The organism is Pelomicrobium sp. P1 (assembly GCF_052805615.1).
This window is the reverse complement of the sequence record NZ_JBRBEM010000008.1, coordinates 1-13,783: the sequence shown is the minus strand read 5'-3', so window position 1 is coordinate 13,783 and position 13,783 is coordinate 1. Positions and strand designations below refer to the sequence as shown.

At 62.4% G+C, this 13,783-nt stretch carries 10 protein-coding genes and 1 pseudogene; 3 read left to right on the top strand and 8 right to left on the bottom strand.

The genetic code is table 11. The annotated features are described in order from the left end of the window. Positions 1 to 39 precede the first annotated feature (39 nt). From ACUVYZ_RS09120 to ACUVYZ_RS09090, 7 genes are all read right to left on the bottom strand, one after another. Positions 40 to 894, bottom strand: a complete 855-nt coding sequence (locus tag ACUVYZ_RS09120; protein WP_439933976.1) for a flagellin N-terminal helical domain-containing protein — start codon at positions 892 to 894, stop codon at positions 40 to 42. 102 nt (positions 895 to 996) lie between these two features. Then, entirely contained in the window at positions 997 to 4,566 is a 3,570-nt protein-coding gene (locus tag ACUVYZ_RS09115) for a glycosyltransferase (protein WP_439933975.1), read from the bottom strand. Then, positions 4,532 to 5,689 carry a DegT/DnrJ/EryC1/StrS family aminotransferase gene (locus ACUVYZ_RS09110; protein ID WP_439933974.1) on the bottom strand — a complete coding sequence of 386 codons (1,158 nt, stop codon included), beginning with the start codon at positions 5,687 to 5,689 and terminating at the stop codon, positions 4,532 to 4,534. Before ACUVYZ_RS09110 ends, ACUVYZ_RS09115 begins: the two co-directional genes overlap by 35 nt. Further along, positions 5,686 to 6,276: an acyltransferase gene (locus tag ACUVYZ_RS09105; protein ID WP_439933973.1), complete on the bottom strand. Its 591-nt coding sequence runs from the start codon at positions 6,274 to 6,276 to the stop codon at positions 5,686 to 5,688. The genes ACUVYZ_RS09110 and ACUVYZ_RS09105 overlap by 4 nt, the downstream gene beginning before the upstream one ends. Further along, the gene (locus ACUVYZ_RS09100) at positions 6,273 to 8,015 is read right to left on the bottom strand and encodes a diguanylate cyclase (protein WP_446033056.1); all 1,743 of its coding nucleotides are present in this window, start codon (positions 8,013 to 8,015) and stop codon (positions 6,273 to 6,275) included. Before ACUVYZ_RS09100 ends, ACUVYZ_RS09105 begins: the two co-directional genes overlap by 4 nt. A 121-nt stretch (positions 8,016 to 8,136) precedes the next feature. Beyond that, a complete protein-coding gene (locus ACUVYZ_RS09095; RefSeq protein WP_439933971.1) occupies positions 8,137 to 8,775 on the bottom strand; it encodes a response regulator in 639 nt (212 codons plus the stop codon). Continuing rightward, positions 8,772 to 10,139, bottom strand: a complete 1,368-nt coding sequence (locus tag ACUVYZ_RS09090; RefSeq protein WP_439933970.1) for a PAS domain-containing sensor histidine kinase — start codon at positions 10,137 to 10,139, stop codon at positions 8,772 to 8,774. Before ACUVYZ_RS09090 ends, ACUVYZ_RS09095 begins: the two co-directional genes overlap by 4 nt. A gap of 372 nt (positions 10,140 to 10,511) precedes the next feature. Here ACUVYZ_RS09090 and ACUVYZ_RS09085 point away from each other — a divergent pair, with 372 nt between their 5' ends. Both ACUVYZ_RS09085 and ACUVYZ_RS09080 read left to right on the top strand, forming a co-directional pair. Continuing rightward, the gene (locus ACUVYZ_RS09085) at positions 10,512 to 11,759 is read left to right on the top strand and encodes an EAL and HDOD domain-containing protein (protein ID WP_439933969.1); all 1,248 of its coding nucleotides are present in this window, start codon (positions 10,512 to 10,514) and stop codon (positions 11,757 to 11,759) included. A gap of 266 nt (positions 11,760 to 12,025) precedes the next feature. Next, positions 12,026 to 12,685 (top strand): flagellar brake protein, encoded by a 660-nt coding sequence (locus tag ACUVYZ_RS09080; protein ID WP_439933968.1) that lies wholly within the window; start codon positions 12,026 to 12,028, stop codon positions 12,683 to 12,685. Positions 12,686 to 12,830: 145 nt separating this feature from the next. On the opposite strand, the pseudogene ACUVYZ_RS09075 reads toward ACUVYZ_RS09080, so the two are convergent. Continuing rightward, positions 12,831 to 13,340: pseudogene (locus tag ACUVYZ_RS09075) on the bottom strand (IS630 family transposase); the annotation flags it as partial. 53 nt (positions 13,341 to 13,393) lie between these two features. Between ACUVYZ_RS09075 and ACUVYZ_RS09070 the strand changes: the two are divergent. After that, a partial coding sequence (locus ACUVYZ_RS09070; protein WP_446033055.1) for a transposase occupies positions 13,394 to 13,783 on the top strand: 390 nt, incomplete at its 3' end.

Sequence of the window (13,783 nt, the reverse complement as noted above, 5' to 3'; positions counted from 1 at the left end):
TGAGCCCGCGCCGGAGAAGCGGCGCGGGCGGCACGGAGCTTACCGTAGTAAGGAGAGCACGGTATTGGGCAGAGCGTTTGCTTGCGCCAGCATCGCAACGCCGGCCTGTTGCAGGATTTGACCGCGGGTGAGGGCTGCCGTCTCGGCGGCGAAGTCCGCGTCCATGATCCGGCTGCGGGAAGCGGTGAGGTTCTCGGCATAGTTCTGCAGGTTGGCGATCACGGCCTCGAACCGGTTTTGCACGGCACCGAAAGTGGCGCGCACCGTGCTTACCTTAGAAATGTCGGCGTCCAGGTTGGCGATCGCCGCTGAAGCGTTGGCTGAGGTGGATACGTTGACCACGCCTGTCGCAGTGAGGGTGCCACTGTAAGAGTAAAGACCTGCAGATCCGTTGGTCGCGAGATCGGTGGTGGTCACGGAAACCTGGTTAGACGCTACTCCGCTTGCACCCACCTGGAAGGTCAGCGTCGAGGAACCTGACAGCAGCGAGGTGCCGTTGAAGGTGGTTGTCTGGACGATGCGGGAAATTTCCTGAGTGAGCTGATCCACCTCCTTTTGCAACTGGCCACGGTCGGTGTCGCTGATAGTGCCATTAGCGGCCTGCACCGCGATCTCGCGGATGCGTTGCAGGTTGTTGGCTATCTGGGCTAAGGCGCCCTCGGCCGTTTGGCCAAGGGAGATGCCGTCGTTGGCGTTACGCACCGCTTGATTGGTGCCCCGGATTTGGGAAGTGAAGCTTTCTGCCACCGCCAGACCCGCAGCGTCGTCCTTGGCGCTATTGACCCGCAGCCCAGAGGACAGGCGTTGAATGGCGGTCTGCAATTGGGATTGGGATGCAGACAGATTGCGCTGAGCGTTCAGCGACGCGATGTTGGTGTTGACTACAAGTGCCATTTCCGATCTCCTTTCAATTCGATGTAACTGGGGCGATCCGACCGCTCGATTCGCGTCGCACAACCGCCTTGTGCCGGTTATCGGATGGCTGACGGGAAAACTTTAGGGTAAAGCCGGGGCGCACGGCCGGGCCTGGACCGGGGCCCGGTCAGTAAGCGCGTCTAGCCATTCCTCCAAGGAATTTTCCAAAAGGTAGCTCGCGAGTACCCACTCGCGTAGCCTGTCGCCTTCTTGTGCTGCTGCATCCAGATTGTGGATCCGTTCCCGGATCGCCTCGATCCATACGCGGGGTTCGTTTGGCAGACGGGTGACCGGGGCCCCATGGTAGGGATAAATGTCAGTGCACACCACCGGCCAACCCAGCACGCCGTACTCCAGCAGCCGCAGGTTGCTTTTGGCCTCGTTGAAGGCATTGAGCTCTAGAGGCGCTATGGCCAGGTCCAGGTTGAGGCTCGCGAGCTTGGCGGGATATTCGTCGAAGGAGACGAATTCGTGGAATTCGTGCACGTAGGGGCGCAGCGCTTCCGGGCACATGCCGAAAAACACCCATTCGGCCTCCTGGGCGGTAGCGCGCACCACGTCGTAGATGAGTTCCAGGTCCCCTTGGTGTTGCTGGGCGCCGGCCCAACCCACCCGTGGCTTACGGCCTGCCCGGCGCGCCGAGTGCAATCCGAGCCAGCGATCGCTCTCCAGCCGGTTAGGCACCACCCGCACGTCATCGCACATGCTGCGGGTAAGTTCCCGTAAAGGCTCGGTGGAGACGATTAGGCGCTGACACAAGGCCGCTGCACGGCGTAGACGCGGTTTGGCGTCTTTGAAGGCGAAGCGGTAAAAAGCGTTCTTAGGCGGAAGCTGGGTAATAAGATCATCCAGGCTCATGACGCGCAGCATTCGCGGAAGGAAACGGCTATAGAGTTCGAGTGCCTGCAGGTAGGCGTCGTTGATCGCCGCGTGCAATACTAGCGTGTCGGGAGCCAAACGCTCCATCTCGATGAGGCTCAGCACCCTTGCCTGCATGAGGCCAGGAGGATCGATGGCGGTGCACTGGGCAAGGCCCGCGTCGGACAAGGCTCGGAAAGGGCCACGGATGCGATACTCGCCGGAGCCCCCTGCCAAGGGAAGACCCAGCACCCGTGGACGGTCGTGAAACTCGGGATCCCATTCCGGCACAGCACCGGCCTCCACCCGGAAGTCCAGGGCGGTGAGGGCGAGGTTACGGTTGTACGCAGGATCCCGGGCAAGTCGGGGGAGCCAGCGGGAGAGCATCCAGAGGCGCTCTTTCTCCGCGCGCTCTGCAGCTAAGGCGAGTTTCTTCAAGTCCCTGCGCTCATCGTGGATGGAAGTGGAGCCATGATGAACTACAGTGGCAAACGGCGTCCAAACTACCCGGTATCCTTGTTTGGCGAGGCGCAGACAGAAGTCCACGTCGTTAAACAGCACGGCAAGATTCTCTTGATCCATGCCTCCGGCATTCAAATAGACATTGCGCCGCACCAGCATGCATGCTGCAGTCACCGCCGAATAGTTTTGGTCCACCTGGGCGCGGTTCATGTAACCGGAATCGCTCAGGCTGGTCTTGCCGTCACTGAACGCATGGTGGGCGATATCTGTAAGGCCAAGCACTATGCCAGCATGTTGAAGGGCCGCGGACTCCGGGTACACCAACCGGCAGCCTACGACTCCAACGTCGGGGCGCATGCCGTGGAGCATCATGCGTTCCAGCCATTCCGGCTGTACGATCTGTGTGTCGTTGTTCAGAAACAGCAGATATTCCCCGCGGGCCTCTTTGGCTGCGGCGTTGCACATGGCGGCGAAGTTAAAAGGATAGGGATAGGATAGCAGCCGCACCCATTCGCCATGTTTTTCCTCGAGCGTTTCGTAGTACGCCAAGACGTCTGGATCGCTGCTGCCGTTGTCACACAGGATTACTTCGTAGTGGGGATAGGTGGTCTTGGCGAAAAGGCTTTCGACACAGGGTTGAAGGAATTCCAGTTTGTCTTTTGTCGGTATGATGATGGAAACAAGGGGTCTGTCCGGGTGGTGGTAGATGACCCGCACGGTGCCAGGGATAAACCCATCGGCCAGCTCGGCCTGGATGCCACGGCGGTGCAGGTGGCGCGTCAGGGCCGCTCGGGTAGAAGGCGTGTGCAGCCCGGCTTCCAGCTTGCTGGGAAGGCTCAGTAGCACATCCGCGATGTGCCCGATGGCTTCCTCCTCGTAGCGGTCCAGGATTTGGAGGAGAAGATCGTAATCATGCGCTGGCGATACCTCGGCGAAAGCGTCTGCCCGCACAGCAATCCCGGGGCCGGCATAAGGCATGGAGCGAGCCAGATCTAGGTTAAAGTCGGGTTTGAAGCGGGGATTCAAACGGTTTCCGCCAGGATCGATGCGGTCGTCATCCCAATAGATCAAGCGCCAGCGAGGATGGGCATCGGCGTAGTCGGCGATAGAAAACAAGGCATGGGGGGCAAGCCGAGCGCCGGCCGGCAGGCACACGATCCAATCCTCGGGAGGTGGCGCTACGGCGAATAGGGGTGCATCAGGCGAAATCCAGCGGACACCTGCAGCCACAGGACCCTCGGCTGCTGGCGCTGGGAATTCGGCCATCACCGTAAGTTCGAGTTGGCGATAGAGCTGGGTAGAGAGGGAATCCAGGGTGTCTGCGAGTAGTTCTTCCTCCCCGTGCCTCGCGTACACCACAACGTGTAGCGTCGGGCGCGAGCGCCAGCGCAGCATCATCCGTTCGGCATACACTTGGCCGTGAATTAGGCGCAGGCGCTTGTGGGCGCACCAGCGGGCGTAAGCATGCGCGTCGTCGCGGACTTTGGTAGGCTCGGACGGGGTGCTTGTTAGGCCCTCTTCCGCAAAACGGGAAAGGGGGCCATGGTGGACTGCCGTTACCCGCGGCAGGTGGGCATGGGTGACCCCCATTTCCAGGAAACGCTCCCAAAGATCCCAATCGGCAGGGTAAAAATACTTCCAGCTGGCCCCGTTGTAGTGGAAGGACTTCAATCCGGCGTGGTACAAGGATGAGATGCGGGCGATGTGCCCCAGTGCCGGGATTTCTCCCCCCACTCTCACGTTCGGGCGGCCGTTGCCACGGATGAATTCGACTTCTGAGTGGACCCATTCGACGCGGCGTTGCCTTGCGAGCTCCAAGAGATCTCCCAAGTGCTGGGGAAAAAATTCGTCGTCATCGTCCAAATGGGCGATCCATTGCCCCCGGGCAAGCGCCAGGCCTACGTTAGCGGGTTTGCAACCGGCCACGTACCAGCGTGGCCCGGCCAGTTCCGGATAGCGCCCGCGGCGGCGCAGATTGACGAAGCGCACGCGCGGGTCTTCGATTCCTGCCAGCAGCCGCGCGCTGTCAGGATCGGCGCCATCGCCGACGATGATCAATTCCCAATGGGGATATTCCTGGCGCAGCACCGAAGGCAGGGTACGCTCAAGAATGATCCGGGCGCGATTATAGGTGGGGATGATCACTGATATCAGGGGCGCGGGTGCGTCGAAGGCGGCAGCGTATTGGGAGTGGGCGCGGAGCCTTGCCAGGCGCTCACGGTCATCGCGGCGGCGTTTGGCCTTCTCTACGCGCCCGATTGCTTCGAAGAACTGCAGCGCGAATCGGTAATGGGCATCAGGTGCAGTGGGCGCTGGCTCGGGTAGGCTCATGGATCGGCTCTCGTGCTCGGAAGGTATCGGTAAGGACTTGGCTAAAGAGGGCGCTCGCCGCATCGATCAGCGAGGGCTTCATGGTCGCGTGCACCGGCATGCAGATCATCGAGGAGCAAAGGCGTTCGGTAACCGGCAAAGCGCGCTTCAGGCCGTAGTGGCGGAATAGCCGGGTGCGATGCAGCGCCGGATGATAGTAGCGGCGAAGCTCAAGGCCAGCGCGGATGCAACATCGGCGCAGCGCTTCAGCGTCCGTGCCCGGGGCGAGCAGCAGGGGCAGCGTTTGCCAAGGGGGTTCGCCTGGGGCATGGGGTGCGGTGATGATCCCCCTTTCAAGCCACGGCGAGAGCTGCTGGAGGTAGCGGCCCACGGTGGCGCGCCGTGCGGCAATGTGGCGCTGCAGCTCATCAAGGGCCGCTAAACCGATAGCCGCGGCAAACTCGGAGAGTTTGCCGTTCACGCCGCGGGCGATGACGTCTCCGTCTTGAAAACCGAAGTTGATAGCCCGGCGCACGGCGGTTGCGAGCTGCGGAGGGCACAGAACGATTCCACCCTCGCCGATGGCGAACACCTTGGTGGCATGTAGCGAGAAAATTTCGGCCACGCCGGCATGGCCCACGGGAATGCCAGGGCCCGCCCCGCCTAGGGCGGCGGCACTATCCACGATCAGGGGCACGCCGTGGCGAGCGCAGACGGATTCCAGCGGCGCCAGGTCACGGCAGAGGCCGAACGCCCGCACGGTGACCACGGCGTTTGCGCTCCGGGACGAGAGCAGCTCTTCCAAGGCCGTTGGGCAGAGCTCCCAGCTCACGGGATCCACGTCGCAAAAGAGCGGCGTCGCCCCTGCGGCCAGGACTGCTTGAGCGGTGGCTGCAAAAGTGAAGGAGGGCACCACGACCCGACCGCGGATCTCTAGGGCGCGCAATACCGCCTCCAATCCTGCTGTGGCGTTGGCGACCGGCACTGCCACGCGACTACCCATGCCGAAGCACTCACTGAGCCGCCGGGCAAAAAGCTCGTGGACGGGGCCAAAGTTGCTAAACCAATGGTTCTGGTAGGCCGGGCGCAGATACGCCAGCCAGCGCTCCGGTGGCGGAAGGTCGGGTTTGATGAAGCGGATCACTGGACTACCTGGCCAGGACAAAGGTTTTGGAATAGCCGTCCGGGCTTACCGTGCTGGGCATATAGCGATTGCTCCATGGCAAGCAAGGTATCGGCGGGGCGCCGGCCGATGCGGCGCGCTGGGCTGCCTGCCACCACGCTCCATGGTTCGACGTCGCGCCGCACCAAGGACAAAGCGCCAACCGCGGCGCCTGTACCGACGGTTACGCCGGGGAGAATGACGCTATTCGCCCCGATGATGGCGTGCGCTTGGACCCAGGCGCGGGAGCGTCGCACGGCTCGGTAAGACGGGGGGATGGTGGGATTAGTCAGCCCGCCTCCTAGGAAATCCTCGCTTCCAGTAAGAAGCCGCACCCCCGAGGAGAGACCGGCAAAATCTTCCAGCACGAACGGACCGCCTCCGGTGATGGAGGCAAAAGCGGCGATATGCACGTAGTTGCCGATAACACTGGGGCTGGTGGCCTGGATGAAAACGAAGTCATCGATGATGACGTGATCGCCGATATGGAGGTATTCGGCACCGACAATGCGGGCCGAAGGATAGATTCGTACCCCCAAGCCGACCGAGCAGAAGCGGTGCTCGGTCACGGTCCGTCCCCCTGCGGCGGTGGCAGCACTGCGACCCGGTTCTTGCCCGCCCGCTTGGCTTGATAAAGGGCCTTGTCTGCGCGTCCCAGCACCACATTGTCGTCCTCTCCAGCGCGACGCAGGGTCACTCCGGCGCTGAAGGTCACGATGGGTCTGCGTTGATCGTGGAGATAGATATTCTTAGTGAGCTCCCGCTGCAGGCGCACGAGCACTTTGGCCGCCTCTTCCAACTCGGTCTCGGGAAAGAGCAAGACGAACTCCTCGCCGCCATAGCGGGCCACCACGTCGGTCGGCCGCAGGCTATGGCGCATGGTTTGAGCTAGGGCGCGCAACGCCTCGTCTCCCACCTGATGGCCCCAAGCGTCGTTGAGTTGCTTGAAGTTATCCACGTCCAGCATGGCCACGGCGAGGGGTGCGCCATGCCGGTCGGCGCGGGCCGCCTCCCGGTGCCACGCTTCGGCCAGGCCCACGCGATTGAGCGCACCGGTCAAGGAGTCCTCGCGAGCGTTCTCCGCAGCCAGGGCAAGTTGGGCTTCCAGATGGCGGATTTTTTCTTCCGCTTCCTCGGCCCGCCGGCGAGCTTCTTGTAACTCCTTGTGGGAGCGGCGCGCGCTTGCTTCCATGGCCCGGGTGTCTTGCAGCACTTCCGCCAGAATCGTGCCCAGCTCGTCCAGATCAGCGGCGCCGCTGATGCGCTTTGCGTAACGCTCGATTTGGCCGTGAAATTGACCGGTCTCGTCCGCAAGACTTCCCAGCCGGTCGATGAACAACGCGATCATACTTTTGAGGGCCTGGTGTGATTCGTGCACCGACCGGCGCACCGCGCCTTGGCGGATGATGGTATCCCGCAGGGCGCGCTCTGCCTGTGCCAGCGCAGGCAGATCGAAAGGCGCTTCCAAGGCTTGGGACAGCGCACGCATTTGCTGGTGAAGCCCCGGAGTCTCCTGAACGCTTTCGGCCAAGCTGTCGGCCATCAGTTTCAACAGACGGCGCGCCAACTCATCGCGCTGCGCCTGTTCGGCAAGGCGCATTTCCACATTTAGCCACAAGTGGCGCAACTGTTCCCTCAAGCGGTCGGCGGAAAGCGGTCGATCAGCTTGCCGAACGGCTTCCGCCAGACGCTTGGCCTGCGTTGCCGAGGCGGCGCTGCTTGTTTCAAGAAAAGCAGCGAAACGCTCCAGAGTGTCGGCAAGGAGATGGCGAAGTTCCCCGCCGTCAGCGTCGGAAGGCGGTGCGGGTGCGGGCGCCGGCTCCAGGCCCTGGGGCGCCCGGGCCCAGGCGTCAGCCAGCTCCTTTATCCGTCGAAACAATTCCTGCGCATGGCCGCCGTGGGCAGCAAGCACGTTTTCCAACCTTTCCCGCTTGCGGGTCGGCGTGAGGCCTTTGCGGGGAATGTCCCATTGGCGCAGCAAATGTCGCACCAGAGCGGCCCAATCCAGGTTGAGGTGGGAGGCGATGAACGCGGACAGGTCCTGTAGCGCGGTGCGCACGAGAGGCTCGCTGCGGGTGACGATGGCTTTCTGCACGGCATCAGTCTGGGAGGCCGCAGCGGGCGCCTCTCGACCCAGCCTGGTGCACCAGTCTGCGAGCAGCTCCCAACCATCGATCTCCAGCGGCAAACCGGCAATCTCCCGGTACACCCGGGCGTAGTTGTCGGGTGTCGGCACGAGCCGCTGCTGGGCCAGGCGGTGCAAGGTGGATCGAGCGATAGCGGCTGGATCTGCGGCGCTCGTGGACATAAGGCAAACCGGTCACTGAATGCACGAGCATTATGGGTGGCCGATTCGTGCCGCAAGGGTCAGAAAAAAGGCGGGGAAAGGGGTTATTTCCCCGCTCGCAGGACAGGAGAAGTGCCCCAGCCTACTCCACCAGGCCCTTAGAGATGGCGTAGCGGATGAGCTCGGCGTTGTTTTTAAGCCGCATTTTTTCCAGCAGCCGGGCTCGGTAGACGCTCACGGTCTTGACGCTAATATTGAGCTCCTCGGCGATCTGCGTGAGGCCTTTCCCCGAAGCAATCAGGCACAAAATCTGGTATTCCCGGTTCGACAGGCGCTCGTGGGGCGCCTCTTGAGCGTTGCCGGCGATGGAGTCGGCGAGCTGCTCCGCTAAGGTGGGGCTCACGTACTTGCGGCCTGAGGCCACCTGGCGAATGGCCTCCACCAGCAGCTCGGGAGCACTCTGCTTGGAAACGTAACCTGCTGCGCCTGCCTTGAGAACGCGCAGCCCGACCACGTCTTCCGGATACATAGACAGGACCAGGACCGGAAGGCGGGGAAACTCGTTCCGGATCTGGGTCAAGGTGTCGAGACCGCTCCGTTTGGGCATGGCGATATCGAGCAAGACCGCTTGGCACCCTTGCCCGTAGCGGCGCAGCCACTGGATTGCCTCTACCCCGTTGTCGGCTTCGCCTGCTACGTCAAGATCGTCGCAATCATTGAGGATCTGCTTGAGCCCGTGACGCACCACCGCGTGGTCGTCCACGATAAGCACTCGGATCATGGGCGGGCCTCGACTGAGGTCAGGCCAGGCTTGTGCGGCTCGTTCCGGCGTGGCGGGCCGCTCGTCTGAAAGTCCGGAATGCGGACTCGAAGCCGGGTGCCTCCTGCTAGCCCCGCCTCGATGTGCGCCTCGCCGCCCAGGGCACGGCAACGTTCCAAGATGCCTCGAATGCCGAACGCACCCGGTTTGGCGAGATCCGCGGCCTCGATCCCACGCCCGTTGTCCATCACCTCCAGGCTCACCAGCCCTCCTTGATAGCGTAAAACGGCGCGCACTTCGGATGCCTCCGCATGCTTCGAGACATTGGTCAGGGCCTCCTGGAAAATCCGAAACAGGGCAGTCGCCAGCTCCTCAGGGAGCTCTAGATCTTCCGGCTCTGCTTCCACATCGCACACGATCCCGAGGCGGTTTTCGAACTCCTTCGCCTGCCAGAAGAAGGCTGGCGCCAGGCCGAAATCCAGGATTGGGGGGCGCAAATCGCGGGCGATGCGCTCCGTCGCGGCGATGACCCGATCCACCAGGATGCGGATCGAGCTCACTCGACCCAACAGGTCCATGCTTTGCGTCGGCAGGCGATTCATGAGGGAGGCGAGCTCCAGCTTGACTGCCGTGAGCGTGCCGCCCAAGTCGTCGTGGATCTCCCGAGCGATCCGGGCGCGCTCCTCCTCCCTGACCCGTTCCACGTGGGAGGAAAGCTCCAAAAGCTGCGCACTGGAGCGCTTCGCTTCCAGCTCGATGCGCTTGTTGCGGGTGATGTTGGTCACGATGCCCGCCCATAGCACGGTACCGTCTTCCCGGCGACGAGGCCCAGCACGCACGTTTACCCACTTGGGACCGTTGCTATAGGAGGTGACGAGGCGCCCTTCCCAGTTACAGGTATCGAGGCGGCGCTCAGAGTGGGACAGCGCTTCGAGGAAGCTGGCCCGGTCCTCGAGCACGATCTGCTCGATGAAGCGCCCGGCATCCGCAAGGAGCGCTTCCGGGGCGAGCCCCAGAAGCGGCCGGGCGCCCTCGCTGACGAAGGTGAAGCGATCGCCGCTTCGCTCCCGGGCTAGCTCGAATACCATGCCGGGCACGTGGCAGGCGAGGCTGCGGAACTTGGCCTCGCTTTCCCGCAGGGCCTGTTGGGCCTGGAGCCGCTCCCGCCGTTCGGCGGCAACGGCAAGGGCGCGCTCTACCGCGTGGGCAAGCCGCCACAAGTGGTCCCGCAGCAGATATTCATCGGCGCCGGCTTTGACGATGTCCGCCGCGGCTTGTTCTCCGATTGGATCCAAGACCACTACCACGGGAAGGTCTGGGCGGATCTCCTTGGCCGAGACAATGGCGGCCAAGGCATTGAAGCCCGGAACGGCATGCTCCGTCACCAAGAGATCCCATGGCCGGAGCGAGAGCGCTGTTGTCAAAGCTGTCAGCGTTTCGACGCGCTCTGCCTCGATTTGGTATCCCTCGGCCTCCATCCGCGGGATGAGGCAGGTCTGCGCCGACGTCGCGTCTCCTGCGATGAGCAGGCGCAGTAATCGTCCTTTCATGCTGTTTTTGGGCTTTTTCCTACCCGCAGGCGCGGGCAATTGTAACATCGTTTTTGCCGCGCATCTTGACATCGGTCAAGTTTTCGCGAGCGCCACCCGAACTGGCGCGCGGGAACCGCTAGCACGATTCATGCAATAGGCGGCTCAAGTTTCGATGCAGCACGCCGTTAGGTCATCGGACAGCCCATCGACGCAACCCAATAGTGTATGCGAGACGTCTACCTCGGGCGCCAGCCCATCCTCGACACCCAGCGCCAAACTGTGGCCTACGAGCTTCTGTTCCGGAGCGCGTCGACCGGGCCGGCCGTGATCCGAGATGACTCCCTGGCCACTGCCCAGGTCATCGTGGGAGCGTTCTGTGACCTGGGTTTGCAGCAGGTGCTGGGAGCGTACAAGGGCCATATCAACGTGGGTAGCGATCTCCTGCTGAGCGACACGGTGGAGCTCCTGCCCAAGGAGTGCGCAGTGCTGGAGTTGCTGGAGACGGTGGAGCCCGTGCCGGAAGTCCTCAAGCGCTGCGCCGAGCTCAGACGCCAGGGTTATCGCATCGCCCTGGACGATGTGGTGGAGCCGGGCGAGCGGCTGGAGCGGCTGCTCGACGTGGCAGACGTGGTCAAGGTGGACGTCAAGGCTGCTTCAGAGAGTTCCATGCGCGCAACGGTCGAAGCGCTGCGGGGGCGGTCGGTGGTGCTGCTGGCGGAAAAAGTGGACACTCCGGAGCGGGCCGAGACATGCAGAGCCCTCGGCTTCCGGTTGTTCCAAGGCTATTTCTTCGCGCGTCCAGAAATCCTTTCCAGCAAGCGGGCCGACCCGACGAAGATGGCGCTGCTGCGACTCCTGTCCCTGGTTTTGGCGGACGCAAGTCCGGCCGAGATCGAGCAGGCGCTCAAACCCCACGTGGGGCTTTCCTACAACCTACTGCGCCTGGTGAACTCGGCCGCAAGCGGCTTGCCGAGGCGCATCCATTCCTTGCGCCAGGGCATCCTCGTTCTGGGACGGCGCCAGCTGCTGCGCTGGGTGCAGCTTCTGCTTTATACCGCCCCTGTGGCGGGGGGCAACCTGACCAATCCCTTGATCCAGCTCGTGGCCACCCGCGCCAGGCTGATGGAGTTGCTCGCCGCTCGGGAGGTGCCCGAACGACCGGAGGTGAGGGATCAGGCTTTTATGGTGGGGTTATTGTCCCTGCTGGACACTTTGCTTGGCATGCCGATGGCCGAGATCGTAGAGGAGCTGAATCTCGCCCCGGAAATTGCCGAGGCACTGCTCAAGCGCAGGGGGATGTTCGGCCGCCTGCTTGAGCTGCAGGAGTGGCTCGAATCGGGCGAGGTCGCCAAGGTGATGGCGGCGCTCAAGCAATTTACCGGCTTCAACCTAGGCGATCTCATGCAGGACCAGCTGGAAGCGTTCAAATGGGCCCATGACCTGGGTCGAGACAGCGGCGAGGGTACAGGCTAAGGAGTGGTAAAGTGGGAAATGGCATGGTCGCTGGGCTCGTGGCGGTCGAACCTCAAGATCTCGAGTCGGGGCAGCCACTGCCTTTTTGCGTATACGATGAGAGCGGACGATTGATTCTCGAACGGGGAGAGGTGGTTGCCAGCCGGGAGCTTGCGCGACTGTTGGTTGCCTGTCGCGCGAAGCGGGATTTGGTCCCGGAGGCTGCGCCGCCGAGAGCTGAAACGGCGCTCTCCAACGCTCGGGATGACCAGGCGGCTGTCCGTCGCTTGTTCCAAGCCATGGGGCTGCGTCCCGGAGACCGGCTGCAACTCGAGTTGCCGCGACCCCTGGGGGCGCGACGGGTGGTGGTGCGCCTAATCGGCTATCGGGAAGGGCAGGCCTTACTCGTGACATCACCCCTGCAGGAGGGAGGGTGTGTATCTTTGCTGGAAGGCGAGCAGGTACGCGTGCGGCTGTTCACTGGACGGCGGGCTTACGGCTTCGAGAGCTTTGTCGAGCGAGCGTGTCTACAGGGATTGGAGTGCCTCCAACTATCTTTTCCGACGCATGTTCAAGCGGTGAATGTGCGCAAGGCTCCACGGGTCAAGACTTGCATCGTGGCGAGCTTGCGCCCCGAGGATGCCGAGGCGTCCGCGTCCGCCTCGGCCGCGCTGATCGTCAACTTAAGCACGACCGGGGCCGCGGTGGTGACTTGCCGAGAGGTTGCCGCCAAGGAGGGTTGGGTGAAGCTGTCTTTCACCTTGCGCCTAGAGGAGGCTGCGGTGGCGATCGAGACCAGAGCGCTCGTTCGGTCGGTCAATTCGGATCCGGCCACGGGCGGGTTTCGTCTCGGGCTGCAATTCGACCGGCTAGAGGATCAGCAGCATCTGGCGCTCAAGGCGTACGTGCTGGAGCAGCTGTATGAGGACCCCTCAAGTGTCGTTTGAAAGGGAGGCCAGCCTCACCGACCGCCACCGCCAAACTCCTTTTTATCTGAACAGCGATCGATTGTTCGTGTCCACAGCACCGGCTGGCTTTTCTGTACTCCTCCCGGGAGCGGCCCACTATTGAGAATTACGTAATCTCTTGACATCAGAACAATTCAGCCTGTTTCCAGAAGGCGGCGATGAGCGAAGCGCGTCGCTGTGCCGATTGGAGCTTGCCGCGCGTGGTGGTGGCGAGTTCATTTATGGAATTCGGACAGTAGTTCGCCAAGGCATGTCGCTTGAGCCAGGCCCACAGGTATTCGACCGGATTGAGCTCGGGCGCATAAGGCGGAAGTAAGGCCAGTTCCATCTTCCCTGCCAGGCTGTCGACGTAGTCCCGCAGAACACGGGAGCGGTGCGCCTTGAGTCTGTCCCAGATAATCAGGAGCTTGCGACCGATCTGCCTGACCAGTGCTTCCAGGAAATCGACGATCTGCGCACTCCTGATCGCGCCCTTGTGCAGGCGGAAATAGGCGTTCGTGAAGCGCACCCCGGCGATCATCGACCATTGCTTCCAGTTGAAGCGGAACTGAATCACCGGCCTCTGCCTCTTGGGCGCCCAGGTGCGAACGCGCGTAGGCCGCTCCGACAGCCCCGACTCGTCGATGAAGGGAACCTCTAATAATTCACTCATTCTAACGCCCCAACAACAAAACGCGAGAAACGACGATGCTCCAATCCGGTTTCTTTGATCTCGAAGATCGCTTCGGCAAGCTCGATCAGCTGGGCGATCCGCTCAAGGCGCTAAACGAGGTGATCGACTGGTCGGTGTTCGTGCCGATCCTTGAGGAGGGGCTGACGAAGGAGAAGAGGAGCAAGGCCGGTCGCCCCGTCAGCTTCTCGCCCCTGCTGATGTTCAAGGTGCTGATCCTGCAAAGTCTTTACAACCTGGCCGATGCCCAGACCGAGTTCCAGATCCGCGATCGCTTCACGTTTCTGCGCTTTCTGGGGTTGACGCCGGAGAGCCGCATTCCCGATGAGAAGACGATCTGGCTGTTTCGAGAGTCCGTGAAGGCACGGGGCCTGCACGATGAACTCTTCTCGACATTCACCCGCTTT

Excerpts from the sequence above, each read along its gene's own strand:
- ACUVYZ_RS09120 (WP_439933976.1), bottom strand. The coding sequence starts at position 894 with ATGGCACTTGTAGTCAACACCAACATCGCGTCGCTGAACGCTCAGCGC.
- ACUVYZ_RS09115 (WP_439933975.1), bottom strand. The coding sequence starts at position 4,566 with ATGAGCCTACCCGAGCCAGCGCCCACTGCACCTGATGCCCATTACCGA.
- ACUVYZ_RS09100 (WP_446033056.1), bottom strand. The coding sequence starts at position 8,015 with ATGTCCACGAGCGCCGCAGATCCAGCCGCTATCGCTCGATCCACCTTG.
- ACUVYZ_RS09095 (WP_439933971.1), bottom strand. The coding sequence starts at position 8,775 with ATGATCCGAGTGCTTATCGTGGACGACCACGCGGTGGTGCGTCACGGG.
- ACUVYZ_RS09085 (WP_439933969.1), top strand. The coding sequence starts at position 10,512 with ATGCGAGACGTCTACCTCGGGCGCCAGCCCATCCTCGACACCCAGCGC.